The 15,781-nt window shown below is 71.4% G+C and carries 13 protein-coding genes; 4 read left to right on the top strand and 9 right to left on the bottom strand.

The genetic code is table 11. From position 1 onward, the window contains the following. The first annotated feature begins 6 nt into the window (after positions 1–6). Both egtD and PQI07_RS34680 read left to right on the top strand, forming a co-directional pair. Positions 7–981, top strand: a complete 975-nt coding sequence (gene egtD / locus PQI07_RS34685) for an L-histidine N(alpha)-methyltransferase (RefSeq protein ID WP_274929099.1) — start codon at positions 7–9, stop codon at positions 979–981. Between the two features lie 21 nt (positions 982–1,002). After that, positions 1,003–2,067 carry an adenylate/guanylate cyclase domain-containing protein gene (locus PQI07_RS34680; protein WP_043350754.1) on the top strand — a complete coding sequence of 355 codons (1,065 nt, stop codon included), beginning with the start codon at positions 1,003–1,005 and terminating at the stop codon, positions 2,065–2,067. A 51-nt stretch (positions 2,068–2,118) separates the two neighbouring features. Here the strand turns inward: PQI07_RS34680 and PQI07_RS34675 are convergent, their stop codons facing one another. The 5 genes from PQI07_RS34675 to PQI07_RS34655 form a co-directional block, all read right to left on the bottom strand. Continuing rightward, the gene (locus tag PQI07_RS34675) at positions 2,119–3,417 is read right to left on the bottom strand and encodes a flavin monoamine oxidase family protein (protein ID WP_075379709.1); all 1,299 of its coding nucleotides are present in this window, start codon (positions 3,415–3,417) and stop codon (positions 2,119–2,121) included. Positions 3,418–3,478: 61 nt separating this feature from the next. Then, positions 3,479–3,763: a hypothetical protein gene (locus tag PQI07_RS34670; RefSeq protein ID WP_043350748.1), complete on the bottom strand. Its 285-nt coding sequence runs from the start codon at positions 3,761–3,763 to the stop codon at positions 3,479–3,481. A 91-nt stretch (positions 3,764–3,854) separates the two neighbouring features. Further along, on the bottom strand, positions 3,855–6,344 hold the full coding sequence (clpA, locus tag PQI07_RS34665; protein ID WP_043388654.1) for an ATP-dependent Clp protease ATP-binding subunit ClpA: 2,490 nt from the start codon (positions 6,342–6,344) through the stop codon (positions 3,855–3,857). 37 nt (positions 6,345–6,381) lie between these two features. Next, positions 6,382–6,768 carry an ATP-dependent Clp protease adapter ClpS gene (gene clpS, locus PQI07_RS34660; RefSeq protein WP_043352001.1) on the bottom strand — a complete coding sequence of 129 codons (387 nt, stop codon included), beginning with the start codon at positions 6,766–6,768 and terminating at the stop codon, positions 6,382–6,384. A 189-nt stretch (positions 6,769–6,957) separates the two neighbouring features. Then, positions 6,958–7,305, bottom strand: a complete 348-nt coding sequence (locus PQI07_RS34655; RefSeq protein WP_043352003.1) for a phasin family protein — start codon at positions 7,303–7,305, stop codon at positions 6,958–6,960. Positions 7,306–7,643: 338 nt separating this feature from the next. Between PQI07_RS34655 and PQI07_RS34650 the strand changes: the two genes are divergently transcribed. After that, the gene (locus PQI07_RS34650) at positions 7,644–9,113 is read left to right on the top strand and encodes a D-alanyl-D-alanine carboxypeptidase (RefSeq protein WP_043352005.1); all 1,470 of its coding nucleotides are present in this window, start codon (positions 7,644–7,646) and stop codon (positions 9,111–9,113) included. A 104-nt stretch (positions 9,114–9,217) separates the two neighbouring features. On the opposite strand, the gene PQI07_RS34645 is transcribed toward PQI07_RS34650, so the two are convergent. The 3 genes from PQI07_RS34645 to PQI07_RS34635 are packed head-to-tail and all read right to left on the bottom strand — an operon-like array spanning position 9,218 to position 11,382. Next, complete coding sequence (locus PQI07_RS34645; protein ID WP_043352007.1) at positions 9,218–9,988, bottom strand: J domain-containing protein; 771 nt, start codon at positions 9,986–9,988, stop codon at positions 9,218–9,220. 3 nt (positions 9,989–9,991) lie between these two features. Next, complete coding sequence (locus tag PQI07_RS34640) at positions 9,992–10,255, bottom strand: hypothetical protein (protein ID WP_274929098.1); 264 nt, start codon at positions 10,253–10,255, stop codon at positions 9,992–9,994. After that, positions 10,252–11,382: a S1C family serine protease gene (locus PQI07_RS34635; protein ID WP_043388664.1), complete on the bottom strand. Its 1,131-nt coding sequence runs from the start codon at positions 11,380–11,382 to the stop codon at positions 10,252–10,254. Before PQI07_RS34635 ends, PQI07_RS34640 begins: the two co-directional genes overlap by 4 nt. 414 nt (positions 11,383–11,796) lie before the next feature. Here PQI07_RS34635 and PQI07_RS34630 point away from each other — a divergent pair, with 414 nt between their 5' ends. Continuing rightward, positions 11,797–12,012 carry a hypothetical protein gene (locus tag PQI07_RS34630; protein WP_043352013.1) on the top strand — a complete coding sequence of 72 codons (216 nt, stop codon included), beginning with the start codon at positions 11,797–11,799 and terminating at the stop codon, positions 12,010–12,012. Positions 12,013–12,242: 230 nt separating this feature from the next. Here the strand turns inward: PQI07_RS34630 and PQI07_RS34625 are convergent, their stop codons facing one another. Next, a complete protein-coding gene (locus PQI07_RS34625) occupies positions 12,243–15,680 on the bottom strand; it encodes an SbcC/MukB-like Walker B domain-containing protein (protein ID WP_053610950.1) in 3,438 nt (1,145 codons plus the stop codon). Between the last annotated feature and the right edge of the window lie 101 nt (positions 15,681–15,781).

Raw genomic sequence — 15,781 nt, 5'->3', positions numbered from 1 at the left:
CTGCCCTTGACCATCAAGCCCACCTTCCCCGACGCGACGCCGGTCACGCTGGACGCGGCGCCCCTGTCGTTCCTCGACGACGTCCGGACGGGCCTGTCGAAACCCCAGAAGGCGCTCTCGCCGAAGTACTTCTACGACGCGGCCGGATCCGCTCTGTTCGAAGAGATCACCCAGCTTCCGGAATATTATCCGACCCGTACGGAGATCGGCATCCTGGAGGCCAGCGGCCCGGAGATGGCGACGTTGCTGCCCGCGCATGCGGCGCTGGTCGAGTTCGGCAGCGGCTCGACCGTCAAGCTCCGTCGCCTGCTCGGCCATCTCGACACGCTCGCGGCCTATGTGCCCGTGGACGTCTCGGGCGAGTTCCTGCGGGCGCAGGCCGAGGGGCTCCGGGGCGACTTTCCGCATCTGCGGGTCGAACCGGTGGTCGCTGACTTCACCCAGGACTTCAACCTGCCGGACAGTCTCGACGGCCTCCCGCGGGCCGGCTTCTTCCCGGGCTCGACCATCGGCAATTTCGATCCGCATGAGGCCGAGGGTTTGCTGCACCGCTTCGGACGGATCCTCGGCCCGGGCGCCCACATGATCGTCGGCGTCGACCTCGTGAAGGATGCCGCGGTTCTGGAGAATGCCTACGACGACGCTCAGGGAGTCACGGCGGCCTTCAACCTCAACCTCCTGACGCGGATCAACCGGGAACTCGCGGGCCGCTTCGAGCCGGACGCGTTCAGCCACCGGGCGGTGTCCAACCCCAACGCCTCGCGGATCGAGATGCACCTCGTGGCCCGTGACGCGCAGGCCGTGCGGGTCGGCAGCGACACCTTCGCCTTTGCGGCAGGCGAGACGATCCACACGGAAAGCAGCTACAAGTACACAGTGGCCACGTTCCGCGCCCTCACCGAGCGGGCCGGCTGGACATGGCTGAAGGTCTGGACGGATCCGGACCAGCTCTTCTCGGTCCACGCCCTCCGGCTGGACTGAGGACAAGGCCGGGGCCGCCCCATGCGTATCGGGCCGCCCTGGTTCCTTCTGGTGGCGCCTGGATTGGGGGCGCTCGCGGGACTGCTCTACGGGACGCTCTTCGACGTCGGTCCCCTGACCGGCGCGGCGATCCGCGGCGCGATCATCGGCACGCCGATCCTGCTCTACGAGCGCAGGCTGCTGGCCCCGCGCCTGCGCGACCGCATCCGCGCCCTCGCGACGCCGCTGTTCCTGATCGCCACGGTGGCCCTCTATATCGGGCTGATCGTGATCGGGAATGCGGTCGCCAGCACCGTTCTGAACAAGCTGTTCCGCTTCATGTACAGCGCGCGGAACGCGATGCTGATGACCGATACGGGCCTCCTCTACGCGCTCGGCATCTCGGCCCTCGTGGTGTTCGTGTTCCGCGTCCGCGACCTGATCGGTCCCGGCGTGTTCGCCAACCTGCTGATCGGGCGCTATCACCGGCCGATCAGCGAGGAGCGCATCTTCCTGTTCCTCGACGTGACGGGCTCGACGCACTTCGCCGATCGCTACGGCGACCGGGAGGCCCAGGCCTATCTCGGCCAAGTGTTCAACGCCCTGGCGCTGCCGGTGTCGCGCGCCCGCGGCTCCATCGACGATTACATCGGCGATCTGGCGCTGGTGACCTGGCCGCTGGACCGGGGGTTGCGCGATGCGGCCTGCCTGCGCTGCGTCTTCGACTTCGAGGCGCGTCTGGCCGCGGAGGCCGCAAGCTGGCGCAGCCGCTTCGGCCAAGTCCCGCAATTCCGCGCCGCCCTGCATTGCGGCCCGGTGGTCACCGCCGAGATCGGGCTGGAGCGGCACAAGATCGCGTATTTCGGCGACGTCGTGAACACGACCGCGCGGCTCGAGGCCCTGTCGAAGACCCTCGGGGTGCACGTGCTGGTTTCCGCCGATCTCCTCGACCGGATCGGAGAACTGCCCGACGACCTGATTGCGGACGATCTCGGTGCCCATGCCCTGCGGGGGCGCGCCGAACCCCTCGCTGTGGCGGCGATCCGGCGACGGTCCTCACGCGCGGCACCGGTCGTGCCGCTTTCGAGCCGCGCCGCGACGGGCTGAGGCCGGGCGGTCCCGTCCGGCCTCCAGGGCAGAGACGGCGCGCGCGCCCTCTCAGGTCGACAGCGCCTTCAGAACGTCGCGGGCGGCGCGCGCGCCGTCCAGCGTGGCCCCGCCCACCGTCATGGCCCCGCCGCCGGCCAGCGCCTCTCCGGCGAAGAACACGCGTCCCCCCACCGGGTCACGCAGGCGGTCCCGGGCCTCCGCGTGGCCGGGGGCGACGATCGCGTACGATCCGAGGGCGTACGGATCCGTCCACCAGCCGGCGAGCCGCCCCGCCACGACCGCGTCCCGGGCGTCCGCGCCGAGGATCGCGACCAGGCGCTCTGTGGCCAGCGCCACGGCCGCCGCCTCGCCGGCGCGGCACAGGTCGCGGGCGAGATCGCCCCCGAGATTGGCCACCGTCAGGGACCGGCCGAACGGCTTCATCTCGAAGTAGATCGTCGGTCCGCCCTTTGCCAGCGACACCGCATCACCCACGGTCGCCGGATCGAGCTTCGCCGGGTCGAGGCGCAAGCCGATCTTTGTGTAGGCGCCCATGCGCAATCCATCGAGAGCCGCCTGCGTGCTGGCCGGCAGGGCTGGGGTGAAGGCCACGCGACCGGCCTTCAGCACGCCCACCGGCACCGTCACGATCACCGCGGCTGCCGTGAGGGTGCCACACCCCGTCTCGATGCGGACGTCCTGTCCGGACCAGTCGATCGCGTGAACCGGGCAGCCGAGCCGCACCGGCAGGTCGGCGAAATGGTGCGCCACCAGGGCGCCGTAGCCGTCGACCCAGAGGTCCGTGCCGGACCAGAGCCGGTCGTAATCCATGGCCGAGACGCGCTCGGGATCCTCGCCGAGCGAGAGCCGGCTGAGACCGGCTGCGGCCTGCACGGCCATCGGGCCGCCGATTCCGGCCGCTTCCGCCAACGAGATGTCGGCCGCCTTCGGAACGAGGAGCGCGTCGAGCCCCGAGAAGCCGGCACGCCGGTTCGCCATCTCGGCTTCGGTGGCGGGGCGACCGTCGATCACGAGCTTGCGCGCCCAGCCTTCCTCGCCGGCGAAGCGGGCCTTGGCGGCCCGGGCGATGGGCGCCCAGGGATTGCGCTCGGCCCAATGGATATACTCGGCGCCGGCATCGAACGGATACGCCGCACCGAGCGCCGTGTCGGTGAAGGCGCGCCCGCCGATCCGGTCCCGTGCCTCGACCAGGATGAAGCTACGTCCGGCGCTCCGCAACGCCGATGCCGCCGCCAGCCCCGCCGCCCCGGCACCGACGATGACCACCGGGCCGGTGCGGGCCCAGGCGCGCAGTGCCGGGGCCGCTACGAGGGCGGAGGTGAGGACTGTGCGTCGGGTCGGTCTCATGGCGCACCCGCTCGGAGTCATCCCGGCTCCAGTCCACGGCGCGCGGACCGAAAGCGGTGCGCTAGCCGCGCGCCCCCGGGCTGCCCGAGCGCTTCTCCATCATGGCCTTGACCTGCATCAGCTGGTCCCAGACCTGGCCGGGCGATGTGCCGAAGAAGTCGAAACCGGCGCTGATGCCCAGGTAGATGCCGACGCAGATCAGCGGCACGAGCACCCAGGCGAGCACCTCCTCGCCGCGCCGACGCCGCTGACGACGCCGCCGCCGCTCCTCGCGCCGGGTCAGCTTCTTGGGGGGCGCCGGCTGCGCGACGGGGGACAGGGGTCCCTCGTGCAGGTTGTCTGTCATCGGGCGCCTCCTCGCCGCGGCGCTTTCGCGTCGCGGCGGTCATAGACCGGCGGCCCCTAGTCCGGAAGGCCGCCAGCCGGCATGCACACCATTAGGCGCGCACGAGTGGCACCTTCGGCACGGTCCGGACGCCGCCGCCCGAGCTGCCGCCGCCGCCCTTGTTGTCCTTCGGCGTCTTCTTGCGCGCCGCGGCGCGGGGCTTGGCCCGCTTGTGGCGCTTGGCGGCGTTGGTCACGTCCTTCTCGGGCTTGGGCGTGACGGGGCCGGCCGGGAAATCGAAGCCCAGGCTGTCCTTGGCGCCCGACTTGGCCTCGGCATCCTCCGGCTTGCGCACGACCACGCGGACCGCACCGCCATCCTTCAGCTTGCCGAACAGAACCTCGTCGGCGAGGGGCGTCTTGATGGTCGACTGGATCAGCCGGGCCATCGGGCGGGCGCCCATCGCGTCGTCGTAGCCATGCTCCACCAGCCAGTCGCGGGCCTCGTCCGAGAGCTCGATCGTGACGTTGCGGTCGGCGAGCTGCGCCTCGAGCTGGAGGACGAACTTGTCGACCACCTTGGCCACCACCTCCTTCGGCAGGTGGCCGAACGAGATGATCGCGTCGAGGCGGTTGCGGAATTCCGGCGCGAACAACCGGTTGATCGCCTCCACGTCGTCGCCGGAACGCTTCGACTGGGTGAAGCCGTAGGCCGCCTTCGCCAGATCCGAGGCACCCGCATTCGACGTCATGATGATGATGACGTTGCGGAAATCGACCTGCTTGCCGTTGTGGTCGGTCAGCTTCCCGTGGTCCATGACCTGCAACAGGATGTTGAACAGGTCCGGGTGGGCCTTCTCGATCTCGTCGAGGAGCAGCACGCAATGCGGGTGCTGGTCGATCCCGTCGGTGAGCAGGCCGCCCTGGTCGAAGCCCACGTAGCCGGGGGGCGCGCCGATCAGGCGGCTCACCGTGTGGCGCTCCATGTATTCCGACATGTCGAAGCGCAGCATCTCGACGCCCAGCGACGCGGCGAGCTGCTTGGCGGCCTCGGTCTTGCCGACGCCGGTCGGTCCCGCGAACAGATACGAGCCGATCGGCTTGTCCGGGTCGCGCAGCCCGGCCCGGGCCAGCTTGATCGCCGAGGTCAGGGCCTCGATGGCGTTCGGCTGGCCGTAGACCACGCGCTTCAGGTTCTCGGTCAGGTGCTGGAGCACCACCGCGTCGTCCTTCGAGACGGTCTTCGGCGGGATCCGGGCCATCGTGGCGATGGTCGCCTCGATCTCCTTGATGCCGATGGTGCGCTTGCGGCGGGCCTCCGGCACGAGCATCTGCGAGGCCCCCGTCTCGTCGATCACGTCGATCGCCTTGTCGGGCAGCTTGCGGTCGTTGATGTAGCGCGCCGACAGCTCCACTGCGGCCTTCACGGCCTCGGTCGTGTACTTGAGCTTGTGGAACTCCTCGAAATACGGGCGCAGGCCCTTCACGATCTCGATCGTGTCGGGGATCGACGGCTCGTTGACGTCGATCTTCTGGAACCGGCGCACCAGGGCGCGGTCCTTCTCGAAGTACTGGCGGTACTCCTTGTAGGTGGTCGAGCCGATGCAGCGCAGCGTGCCCGAGGCCAGCGCCGGCTTGAGCAGGTTCGACGCGTCCATGGCTCCGCCCGAGGTCGCACCGGCACCGATCACCGTGTGGATCTCGTCGATGAACATGATGGCGTTCGGGTGCGCCTCGATCTCCTTCATCACCTGCTTGAGGCGCTCCTCGAAGTCGCCCCGGTAGCGGGTGCCGGCGAGCAGCGTGCCCATGTCGAGGGAGAAGACGGTCGCGTCGGCCAGGACCTCCGGCACCTCGTGCTGGATGATCTTGCGGGCCAGCCCCTCCGCGATGGCGGTCTTGCCGACGCCCGGGTCACCCACGAGCAGCGGGTTGTTCTTCTGCCGGCGGCACAGGACCTGGATGGTCCGCTGGACCTCGGTCTCGCGGCCGATCAGCGGGTCGATCTTGCCGTCGCGGGCCTTCTTGTTGAGGTTGACGCAGTAGGCGTCGAGCGCGTCGCCCTTCTTCTTCGCGCCGCCGCGGGGATCCCCCTCGTCGCTCGGACGCTCGGCGGCACCCTCGTCCTCGGCACCGCGCACGGGCTTCGCCTCGGAGGCGCCCGGGCGCTTGGCGATGCCGTGGCTGATGTAGTTGACCGCGTCGTAGCGGGTCATGTCCTGCTCCTGCAGGAAGTAGGCGGCGTGGCTCTCGCGCTCGGCGAAGATCGCCACGAGCACGTTGGCGCCAGTCACCTCCTCGCGACCGGAGGACTGGACGTGGATCACCGCCCGCTGGATCACGCGCTGGAAGCCCGCCGTGGGCTTGGCGTCCTGCCGTCCGTCCCCGGTGAGGTTGGAGAGTTCCGTGTCGACATAGTCGACCAGGCTGCGCTTGAGCGTGTCGATCTCGACGTTGCAGGCACGCATGACCGCGGCCGCATCCTGATCGTCCACGAGGGCGAGCAGGAGATGCTCCAGCGTCGCGTATTCGTGCCGGCGTTCTCCGGCCAGCGCCAGGGCGCGGTGGAGAGCTTGTTCTAGGCTGCGTGAGAAGCTTGGCAAAGCTGGCCTCTGTGTGGGTGCCTACCGCGAGCGGCGCCTATTTCTTTTCCATAACGCACTGGAGAGGATGTTGGTGTTTGCGCGCGAAGTCCATGACCTGCGTCACCTTGGTCTCCGCCACCTCGTAGGTGAAGACGCCGCACTCGCCGACCCCGTTCTGATGCACGTGCATCATGATGTGGTAGGCGTCCTCGTGGCTCTTGTTGAAGAACCGCTCGACCACCAGGACCACGAACTCCATCGGCGTATAGTCGTCGTTCAGAAGGAGTACCCGGTACAGGCTCGGCCGCTTGGTCCGCGGCTTGGTGCGGGTGATGATCGCCGTGTTGGACCGGTCGTCGCCGCCAGGGGCGCGCGAGCCGGACGCCGTGACCGCTTTGCGCGCCGGCCAGTGAACCTTCGTCGAACTCGCGGTGCCCTGCATGGGGACCTGTGTCATGTGCGTCGAACCGATCCCTCGATTGGAGCGGGCGCCGCCGGCCCTGACGGCCGATCCAGTCCTGGCCTGCCGGGAGCAGCGCTCGGCTCCACGGCCGTTAATCTACAGACGGTGAGCCGACTTCGCCAGACGCCTGTGCGCACTTGTCCGCCTCGCTGATCATGCGCCAGCGGCTCACGTCTGCGCCGATCCGGGACGGGGCGCGCCGTCGAGCGCTGCCTTCGGCCGCAGAAATGCGCCGGTGAGGCCGAGGATCATGTCGCCGGCCGCGGCAGAACGGGCCGTGGCGCGCGCGCCGGCCCGGTTCAGATAAGCGGCCTGAACCGCCACGAGTTCGGCCGGGCCGCGGGCCGCCGCCAGCGCCCGCGAGGTAGCCCCGAGATCGTCGAACGCCGTCTTGAACGAGTCGGCATACGTGATCCCGAGGGTCTGGGCCGCCCGACTCACGATCCCGAACCGATGAAGGGGCGTTCTGAACCCGGAGACGACCGGGCTCAACGGAAGGGCAGGGGGCCTCTGCATCGCCGATCTCCAGACCGCCGCCGAACCTGCCGGCCACCCGTGACCGACCTCTTCGGATCGGCGCGAGAGTGTGCGGCGCGACAGCCAGCGTCAAGCTCGGGCGGGTAAGACCCGTCGGCCGCAACCGGCATGGGTTGGCAGGCCGGTGACGGTCCGCGAGCGATCGACCGTAAACGATGGCCGGAACGACACGATCCGGCATTCGCCGCGATCGCATTAACGGGCCTGTAACTGCACCTGCCTAACTCTCCACTGATGCAGCGGGGCCACGCGATCGGCGGGAGGCTCTGCAGGGGATACGACCGGCCAGATCCGGTCTCGCGAGGCAATCAGGCGTGATGCGTAGCGTAGTAGGCCGCTCCCGGACGATTCCAGCGCTCCCGGCCGCGATCCTGGCCGCCGCGGTCCTGACGGCCCTGGCCTCGCCGGCCGAGGCCCGGCGCGGCCGGCACCAACACCATGCCCGGGCCACCGGCGGCTACAACCCGCCCTACGCCGCGATGGTCGTGGACGTGAAGAGCGGCAAGACCCTGCACGCGGTCAACGAGGACGCCCTGCGGCACCCGGCCTCGATCACCAAGGTGATGACGCTCTACATGCTGTTCGAGCAGATGGAGCGCGGCAAGTTCGCCCTCGATTCCGAACTGACCATCTCGGCCCACGCCGCCGCCCAGGCGCCGTCGAAGCTCGGCCTGCGGCCGGGCCAGACCATCACGGTCGAGGATGCCATCAAGGCGATCGTGACGAAGTCGGCGAACGACGTGGCCTGCGCCATCGGCGAGAACATCGCCGGCTCCGAGGAGCGCTTCGCCCAGATGATGACCGCCAAGGCCCATGCCCTGGGCATGAGCCGGACGCGCTACGCCAACGCCTCGGGCCTGCCCGACCCGGACCAGCTCACCACCGCCCGCGACCTGACCGTCCTCGCCCAGGCGATCCAGGACCGGTTTCCGCGCTATTACCGTTACTTCCAGACCCGGTCCTTCGCGTTCCGCGGCCGGGTGATCGGCAACCACAACCACCTGCTGGGCAACGTCCAGGGCGTCGACGGGATCAAGACCGGCTACACCCGGGATTCCGGCTTCAACCTGATGACCGCCGCGAAGTCCGACGGCCGCCAGATCGTGGCGATCGTGCTCGGCGGCAAGTCCGGCGCGAGCCGCGACCGGATCATGGCCGACCTCGTCCGGTCCAGCCTGCCGCGGGCCTATGCCGGCGCCCGGGTCGCGCCCGCCGTCACCGAAGTGGCCGAGCGCGCCCGCCCGGCAGTCGTCGCCGACGCGGTCTCGCGGACCCGCACGCAGGTCGCCTCCGCCGACGACGAGGATGTCGAGACCACCGGCACCACCGGCGAGCCCCTCGACCTGTCGCCCTCGAAGACGACGACGCCGGGCGGCACCTGGAAGCCCGGGCCGCAGGGAATCCCGAAGGCGGCCCAGGCCTATGCCGGCGGCGGCAATGCCCAGCCGCCCTTCCCGGGGGCGTCCAAATCCACGGCCCGGGTGGCCTCCCTCGAGCGCGACGAGCCGCCGAAGGCGGTCTCCGGCGCCCGCGTCGTCCCCACCGCCTGGGTGATCCAGCTCGGGGCCATGGACGACGAGGGCAAGGCCCGGTCGATGCTCTCTGAGGCGCGCGCCAAGGTGGGGGGTAGCCTCTCCAAGGCCGCACCCTACACCGTCAAGGTCGAGCACGGCGGCACCACGCTGTTCCGGGCCCGCTTCTCGGGCTTCGCCGAGCAGGATTCCGCCCAGGAGGCCTGCTCGGCCTTGAAGCGCAGCGGCTTCAGCTGCTTCGCCACCCGGAGCTGAGGCTCCGGAGACCGGCCGGCGCGCCCGCGCGCCGACACGGAACGGCCGCGACCGAGTTCGTCCGCGGCCGACGATCGGTATCTCTCTGACAACGCGCGTGGAGTTCAGCGATGTCGGTTCAGAAGCCTGTCCCGGGCCGCGTTGACGCGCGCCGCCCGCTCGGCGCTGCCTCCCTGGTCGGGGTGAGCCCGCTTCATGAGAGACCGGTGGGCCGACCGGATCTCCTCAGCGGTCGCCCCGCGCTGAAGCCCCAGGACCTGGTACGCCTCCTCCTGCGTCATCGTCCCTGGGTTCGCCGGACGGCGCGGCCGCGGGTCGCGATCGCGCTCAGCGTCTACACGCCATCCGGGCGCCCGGCGGTCGAGATACGGCTCTAGCAGGGCGGCGCCCGCGGCGTCGCGAAGGCGGCAGAGCCGGAGCAGCTCGACCACGGCACCGGTCGGCATGGCGTCGAGCGACGTGCCGGCGCTTGGCCCGGCGATGACCCGGCCGGTGCGCAGGCTGCCGTCCGGGCGCAGGAGCGCGTCGATCAGGGTCGTGCGGAAGCGGCGATCCGCAGGATCGCGGGGCCCCTGACCGGGGTCCGGCCGGATCAGGCGACGGAGCCGCGCGGTCATCGCGGCCTGCCCCTCGATCAACCAGACGCCGCTGAGCCCGAGCAGCGCCGCCAGGACGAAATTCCCGCGCAGGAGCAGGAACCCGGCGGCGAGCAGCGCGAAGGCGCCGAAGGTCGGCAGCCGCACACGTCCGAGGGCTGAGCCGAAGGCTGAGCCGAGGCCTGCCCCGAGGCCGCGCCTGATCCGTCGGCCGAGACCGCCGTTCTTGGACAGCCACCACAGGGTCAGGCAGGCGAGCAGGCCGGCAAACAGCACCATCGCTCAGCGCCGCACGCCATAGGTGGCGGAGGCGCTCCCGCCGATCTGGATGCTGGTCCCGTCGCCCAGGTCGAAGAAGCCGGGACGGCGCGGCTTCGGCGGGCGGACGTCGGCGTCGCAGCCGGGCTGCGGCGGGAGACGCACGCCCTCGGGCAGATTCTCCGGGCAGAGGCGCGCGCGCGCCGGCGGCTCGCCGGCCTGCGCCGCACCGGCGAGGAGGATGACGGGGAGGGCGATGACGGGGAGGGCCAGGCGCAGGCGCGTCATTGCCGGTTCTCCGCAACGTCCGCCGTGGTGACGCGGACCTGCCGGATCCGGCCGTCGCGCACCACCTTCAGGGTCACGCCGGCGCCGAGGCCGGCTTCCTCGATGGCCGCCGTCAGGTCCGCGAGCCGATGGACCGGGCGGCCGTTGGCCTCGACGATCACGTCGCCGATATCCCCGGTCTGCGGGTCGACGCCGCGCAGCCCGGCCTGCGCGGCGGGGGAGCCGGGCAGCACCCGCACGATCACAACGCCGTCGATGCCGAGCCGCGCGGTGGCCGCCTCCTGGGCGGCGATGATGCCGATGCCGGGATTGCGCACCCGGCCGGCCTTGATCAGCTCCGGCACGATGCGGTTGACGACATCGACGGGGATCGCGAAGCCGATCCCGGCGCTGGCGCCGGACGGCGAGACGATGGCGGTGTTGACGCCGATCAGCCGGCCCGCGGAATCGAGGAGGGGCCCGCCGGAATTGCCGGGATTGATCGCCGCGTCCGTCTGGATCACGCCGGACAATTCGCGCCCCTCGCTGGTCGGCATGCGCCGCCGCACGGCGCTGATCACGCCGGTGGTCAGGGTGTGGTCGAGGCCGAACGGGTTGCCGATGGCGAAGGCCGATTGCCCGACCTTCAGATCCGCCGAGGTGCCGATCGCCAGCGGCGGCGGCATGTGCCGCACCCGCCCGAGCTGCAGGACGGCGAGGTCGTAGGACGGCGCCAGGCCGACGAGGGTCGCGGGGACCACCTCGCCGTCGCCGAGCCGGACGGAGACCGATCCGCCGCTCTGCGCGGCGTTCTGCACGACATGGGTGTTGGTGACGATGTGGCCGGCGCCGTCCCAGACGAAGCCGGTGCCGGTCTGCGTCCCGCCCTGGTCGCCACCCTGGTCGTCGAGGTCGAGCAGGTCTCGGTTCTGCGCCGCCCCCTGCGCGAAAACGTGAACGACGGACGGGCTCGCGCGCTCGAACAGCGCGACGGTCGAGGTCTCGGCCGGCGCCAGATCGCCGCGGGCCATCACCGCCCGCGGCGTGTCGGCGGAGTAGAGCAGCGGTTGCAGGTAGGGTTGGGCGACGTAGAGCGCCAGCAGGACCAGGACCGCGGCGAGGACGATGCGCACGGTACGATCCGGCACGGGTGTCTCCGAAAGAAGCGCGAAGGCAGGCCCTCGACGGGCGAAGCCTTAAGTGCGCGTTCAGGATCGGGGCGTCAACACAGAGAGGCGCCGCCGCCGACAGGCTCCTGACGTGTTCTGGCGCACGTCGGCGACCGGTGCAGACTGGCTAACGGAATGGTCACCATTCAGGAGCCACAATTCTCGCAAGTCCAGGGCAGCTCAGCTGTGCTCAATACGGACATGGAACACCGAACCCCGCCCACGCTCGTGCCTCGGCACCGGGTGCTGGCTTCGAAAACCGCCCGAATTGATCGCAAAGCTGCCGCAGAGATGCTTGCATTGACGCTCAGACCCTCGATCGCCACCGCTCCTCGGCCCAGTCCGGCGGCGGCGATCTGAACGGTCCAAAACGGTTCGGAAGGACGAGTACCCATGGAAACCGAAGCTCTGGAACGGCCCGCGGATCTGACGATCTGGCGCACGGCCCCGGCGAGCGCCCCGCTCGCGCAGCCCGAGCGCTACGACACCCTGCGCGAGGCGATCGCGGCCGCGGCCGGTGCCCTGGCCGACCCGGCCAAGCAGCCCTGGATCATCACCGAAGAGGGCGAGATCCTCTCGCCGAACTGGATCCGCACCTACCTGAACTGACGCCCGGCGCGACGAAGAACGGGGATACCGGGGATGGCGGCGCGAGCCCCGCCCCGGCCCTGCGCGGGCTCGGTGAGCCCTCCCGGTAATGGCGTCGGCGCGGCTGTCCTGGCGCGCGGCGCGCAGCAACCGCGAGCACCACGTTTCCGAACGTCCCGAAGGCAAGGGTCGCGACGCGCGTCACGAACGTGAGGGCTCTGATCGCCCGAAGGCGCCGACCCCGGCGCCGCTCACTCCGCCGCGTCCGGCTGGCGAAACCCCTCGATCCCGATCTGGTCGGGGTTGATCGCGTGCAGCGCCCGCCGGGCCGCCTCGAGGGGATGTTCGGCCTCGATCCGCACCGAGGTGAGATCCGGGCTCTTATAGACCGTCACGATCGTATCCATCACCTCGGTCAGCGTGGTGCGCTTGTCCTCGGGGGCGGCGATCAGGAGCTGCAGCCCCCAGGCCCGGTACAGATCGACCAGCGCCTGGCTGTTGCGCACGTCGAGCTTCGAGAAGGCCTCGTCGAGCAGGCATAGGCCCAAGCCCGGATTCTCGTCGCCCGGCCGGTCGCCCGGATAGTAGGCGCTGGCCAGCGAGGCGGCGATCGCCACGTAGAACGGCGCCTGGGCCTCGCCGCCGGAGCCGCGCAACGCCCGGGCCGACATCGTGGTGCGGTTGCCCGCCCGGTCGCGCATGCCGATCTCGTAGACGAAGTAGTTGCGGTAATCGGCGAGCCGCGCCGCATCCTCCTCGCCGGCGATCAGCGCGGTGATCTCCTCGAGCGCCGCCGCCATCTGCCCCTCCGCCTCGCCGGCGAGCAGCGCCTGCGCGGCCTCGGGTGAGCGGGCGGTCTCGGTGGCGAGCGCGTGCACGGCGGCGTAGCGGCGATCCACCGCCGCCTCGAACGCGTAGGTCTGGCCGGTGAAGCTGCGCGCCGAGAGCCGCTCGTTGAGGGCGGCGAGCCGGGCATGGACCCGCTCGAACCGGTCGGCGAGGCGCGTCAGCAGATCCTCGGTCATCAGGCGGCGCATCTCGACCTCGGCCCGCTCGGCCTGCGCCCTGTAGCGGCGGAGTTCGTGCCCCTCCACGGCCTCGTATTCCCGCCGCACCCAGGCGAAGCCGTCGATCGCCGGGGCGTCCCCGGAGGCGAGCGGGTTCTCCACCCGCCAGGCGGCGCAGGCCTCCGCCAGCTCCCGCTCGGCGATCCGCCCGTGGGAGCGGGCGGCCTCGGCGGACTCCCGGGCGAGGCCGCGCTCGGCGGTCACCCGGGATCCGGCCGCCTTGGCATCGAGGCCGGCCAGCGCCCGCCGCGCCTCGGCGACCACGCCGAGGTCGAAGGGCTCGCCGCGGGCGAGGCGCACCCGCGCGGCGTCGCCGGCACTGAGCTGGCGCAGGGCCGCGCGGCGGGCCGACAGAGCGGCGCGGACGGCTTCGCGCACCGGTCCCATCCGGGCGCGCAGCGCCGCCTCGTCGGCGAGCAGGCGGTCGAGCTTGGGCTCCAGCTCCTCCGACAATTCCCGCAGGTAGCCGACCCGCTCGGTGGTCAGCGCGGCGATCTCGGCGGCGAGCCCGGCGGTATCGCGCTTCTCGATACCCTCCCGCTCGGTCTGGAGCGTGCGCCGCCGCCCGTCGAGCCCGTCGAGCTCGGCCCGGAGCGCCTCCACGTCGTCGAGGCCCCGGGCGACGCGGGCCCGGATCGCGGCCGCCGTCCGGGCGGCCTCGCGCAGGACCGCGGCCTCGCCGCGAAGGCGCCGCGCCTCGGCGACGGCGATCTCGTGGGCGCGGCGGCTGTCGGCGGTGGGCCCGCGATGGCCGCGGGTCATCAGCAGGTCGACGCTGCGGGTGACCGAATAGGCCATCCCGGCCGTGGTCCGGCCGCTCGGGGCGACCGCCCGGGCGAGGCGGGCCAGTTCGGCGTCGTCCCGGGCGAGGTCGTAGCCGCCGAGCCGCACGCCGAGGAACGCCTCCGCGTGCGGGTCGCTGGTCTCGATCACGGTGAGCGGACCGTCGTCGTAGCGGCGGGACCGCTGCTTGGCGGTGTCGGTGGTCTTCACCAGGATGCAGCGGTGGAACCGGTCGCGGCCGGATTGCAGGACGCCGAGTGCTTCGTTCAGCCGGTCCGGGGGAACCACCAGGGCCTCGCGGGCGCGCCCCAGCAGGCCTTCGAGGGCCGGCCCCCAGGTGGGGTCGACGATCTCGGCCAGTTCGCAGATCGGCACCGCGTCGATGCCGCGGCGCTCCAGCTCGCCGCGGAACGCCACCGTGTCGGAGGACAGGCGCGCGGTCGGGCCGCCGCCGGTGCGCGGCGCCGTGCGCTCGGCCTCGCTCTCCTGGGCGCGGGCCTTCAGCGCCGCGTCCTCGGCGGCCCGCTCCAGCGCCTCGTCGAAATCGGGCAGGCGCACCAGCCCGTCGGCCAATTCGGCGAGCGGCCCCTCGGGGCGCAGGATCTCCTCGGGGGAGGATTCCCGACGCAGGCCCGCCCGGGCGCAGGCCTCGGCGAGGCGGGCCGCCTGCGGGCAGCTCTGGCGCAGGATCGGGGCCACCGGCTGGAGCTTGGCCATCTGCCCGACGAGGCCGACGAGATCGCCGATCCGGCCGATCAGCTCCTTCCGGTCGCGCTCCAGCATGGAGAGGCCCAGCGTCGAGGCGGCGAGCCGGCCCTCGGCGGCGCTCGCGGTGGCCAGCGCCTTCTTCTCGGCGATCTCGCCGTCGATCTCGCGGACGTAGCCGCGGCTCGCCGCGACGCGCTCGCGGGCGATGCGCAGGGTGTCGGCGCCTTCCCGGAGCCGGGACCGGACGGCGATGAGGTCGAGGCTCCGGCGGCGCAGCTCGGCGCTCGCCGCGCGCAGCTCGTGCGTCGCGGCAGCGAGGACCGCCTCACCCCAGGCTTCGTAGCGGTCGCGCAGGCGCCGCAGGCGTCCGAGCCGGCTCTCCAGCTCGGCGATGGTCTCCAGAAGCCGACGCCAGTTCGCGATGGAGTGGCGCACGCGCTCGACGTCCAAGGGCTCCGGGTCGAGCACGAAGGCGCGCACGAAGGCGCTGGTGTCGAAGATCGGCTTGAACGCCACCGCGTTGGCGAAGCTGCGCAGGAAGTGGCGCGGCTCCGGCGACGGCGCCCCCTCGCGCAGCGTGGCGAGGACATCGGCCGTGAAGCGTTCGCCGGAGGTCCGGTACTCGGTGAAGCTCGCCGCGCGGGCCCGCAGGTCCGCGGCGATCTCGCTCCAGGGCGCCGTGTAGGTGCCGCCGGGGGCGGTGCGGGCGTAGTCGGAGACCTCGAACCGGTGCCCGACCGCGATGAAGCGCGAGAGCACCGTCTCCTTGGGCTCCACGGCCCGAGCGGCCAGGGCGAGGCCGACCGAGACCACGCGGCCGGAATCGGGATTCTCGAAGACCAGGACCAGCACGGTCTCGCAGGATTCCCGGGTCGGGCGGCCGCCTTCCGCCGGGTCGCTGATCCAGCCCAAGCAATAGTCGCGCACGGTTCGGGCGCTGCGCCCGGAGGCCGAGGCGTTGAGGGCGAGGCGGCTGGCGTTGTTGCCGGCCAGCACCGTGCCGACCGCATCGAAGATCGTCGATTTCCCGGCCCCCGTCGGCCCGACCAGCGCGGCGGCACCGCGCAGCCGGATCTGCTCGCGGCGGATCAGGTACCAGTTGGAGATGGCGATGTCGGTGAGGACGTACACGATGTGGGTGGGTCGGGCCGATGGCGAGGAATGTTGGGCCCAGTTGGCCGGACTCGGCCGCGTATGCAAGCCGACACGCGCGAACCTCTGAAGCCCGATCC

The sequence above is a fragment of the Methylobacterium sp. 092160098-2 genome, from assembly GCF_028920805.1.
In the GTDB taxonomy this organism is placed as follows: Bacteria; Pseudomonadota; Alphaproteobacteria; order Rhizobiales; family Beijerinckiaceae; genus Methylobacterium; species Methylobacterium fujisawaense.
Note: the sequence above shows the minus strand (reverse complement) of the source record. Positions and strands in the feature narration are given on the sequence as shown.

Coding starts and splice junctions, on each gene's coding strand:
- PQI07_RS34680 (WP_043350754.1), top strand. CDS start 1,003: ATGCGTATCGGGCCGCCCTGGTTCCTTCTGGTGGCGCCTGGATTGGGG.
- PQI07_RS34675 (WP_075379709.1), bottom strand. CDS start 3,417: ATGAGACCGACCCGACGCACAGTCCTCACCTCCGCCCTCGTAGCGGCC.
- PQI07_RS34670 (WP_043350748.1), bottom strand. CDS start 3,763: ATGACAGACAACCTGCACGAGGGACCCCTGTCCCCCGTCGCGCAGCCG.
- clpS (WP_043352001.1), bottom strand. CDS start 6,768: ATGCAGGGCACCGCGAGTTCGACGAAGGTTCACTGGCCGGCGCGCAAA.
- PQI07_RS34655 (WP_043352003.1), bottom strand. CDS start 7,305: ATGCAGAGGCCCCCTGCCCTTCCGTTGAGCCCGGTCGTCTCCGGGTTC.
- PQI07_RS34650 (WP_043352005.1), top strand. CDS start 7,644: ATGCGTAGCGTAGTAGGCCGCTCCCGGACGATTCCAGCGCTCCCGGCC.
- PQI07_RS34645 (WP_043352007.1), bottom strand. CDS start 9,988: ATGGTGCTGTTTGCCGGCCTGCTCGCCTGCCTGACCCTGTGGTGGCTG.
- PQI07_RS34640 (WP_274929098.1), bottom strand. CDS start 10,255: ATGACGCGCCTGCGCCTGGCCCTCCCCGTCATCGCCCTCCCCGTCATC.
- PQI07_RS34630 (WP_043352013.1), top strand. CDS start 11,797: ATGGAAACCGAAGCTCTGGAACGGCCCGCGGATCTGACGATCTGGCGC.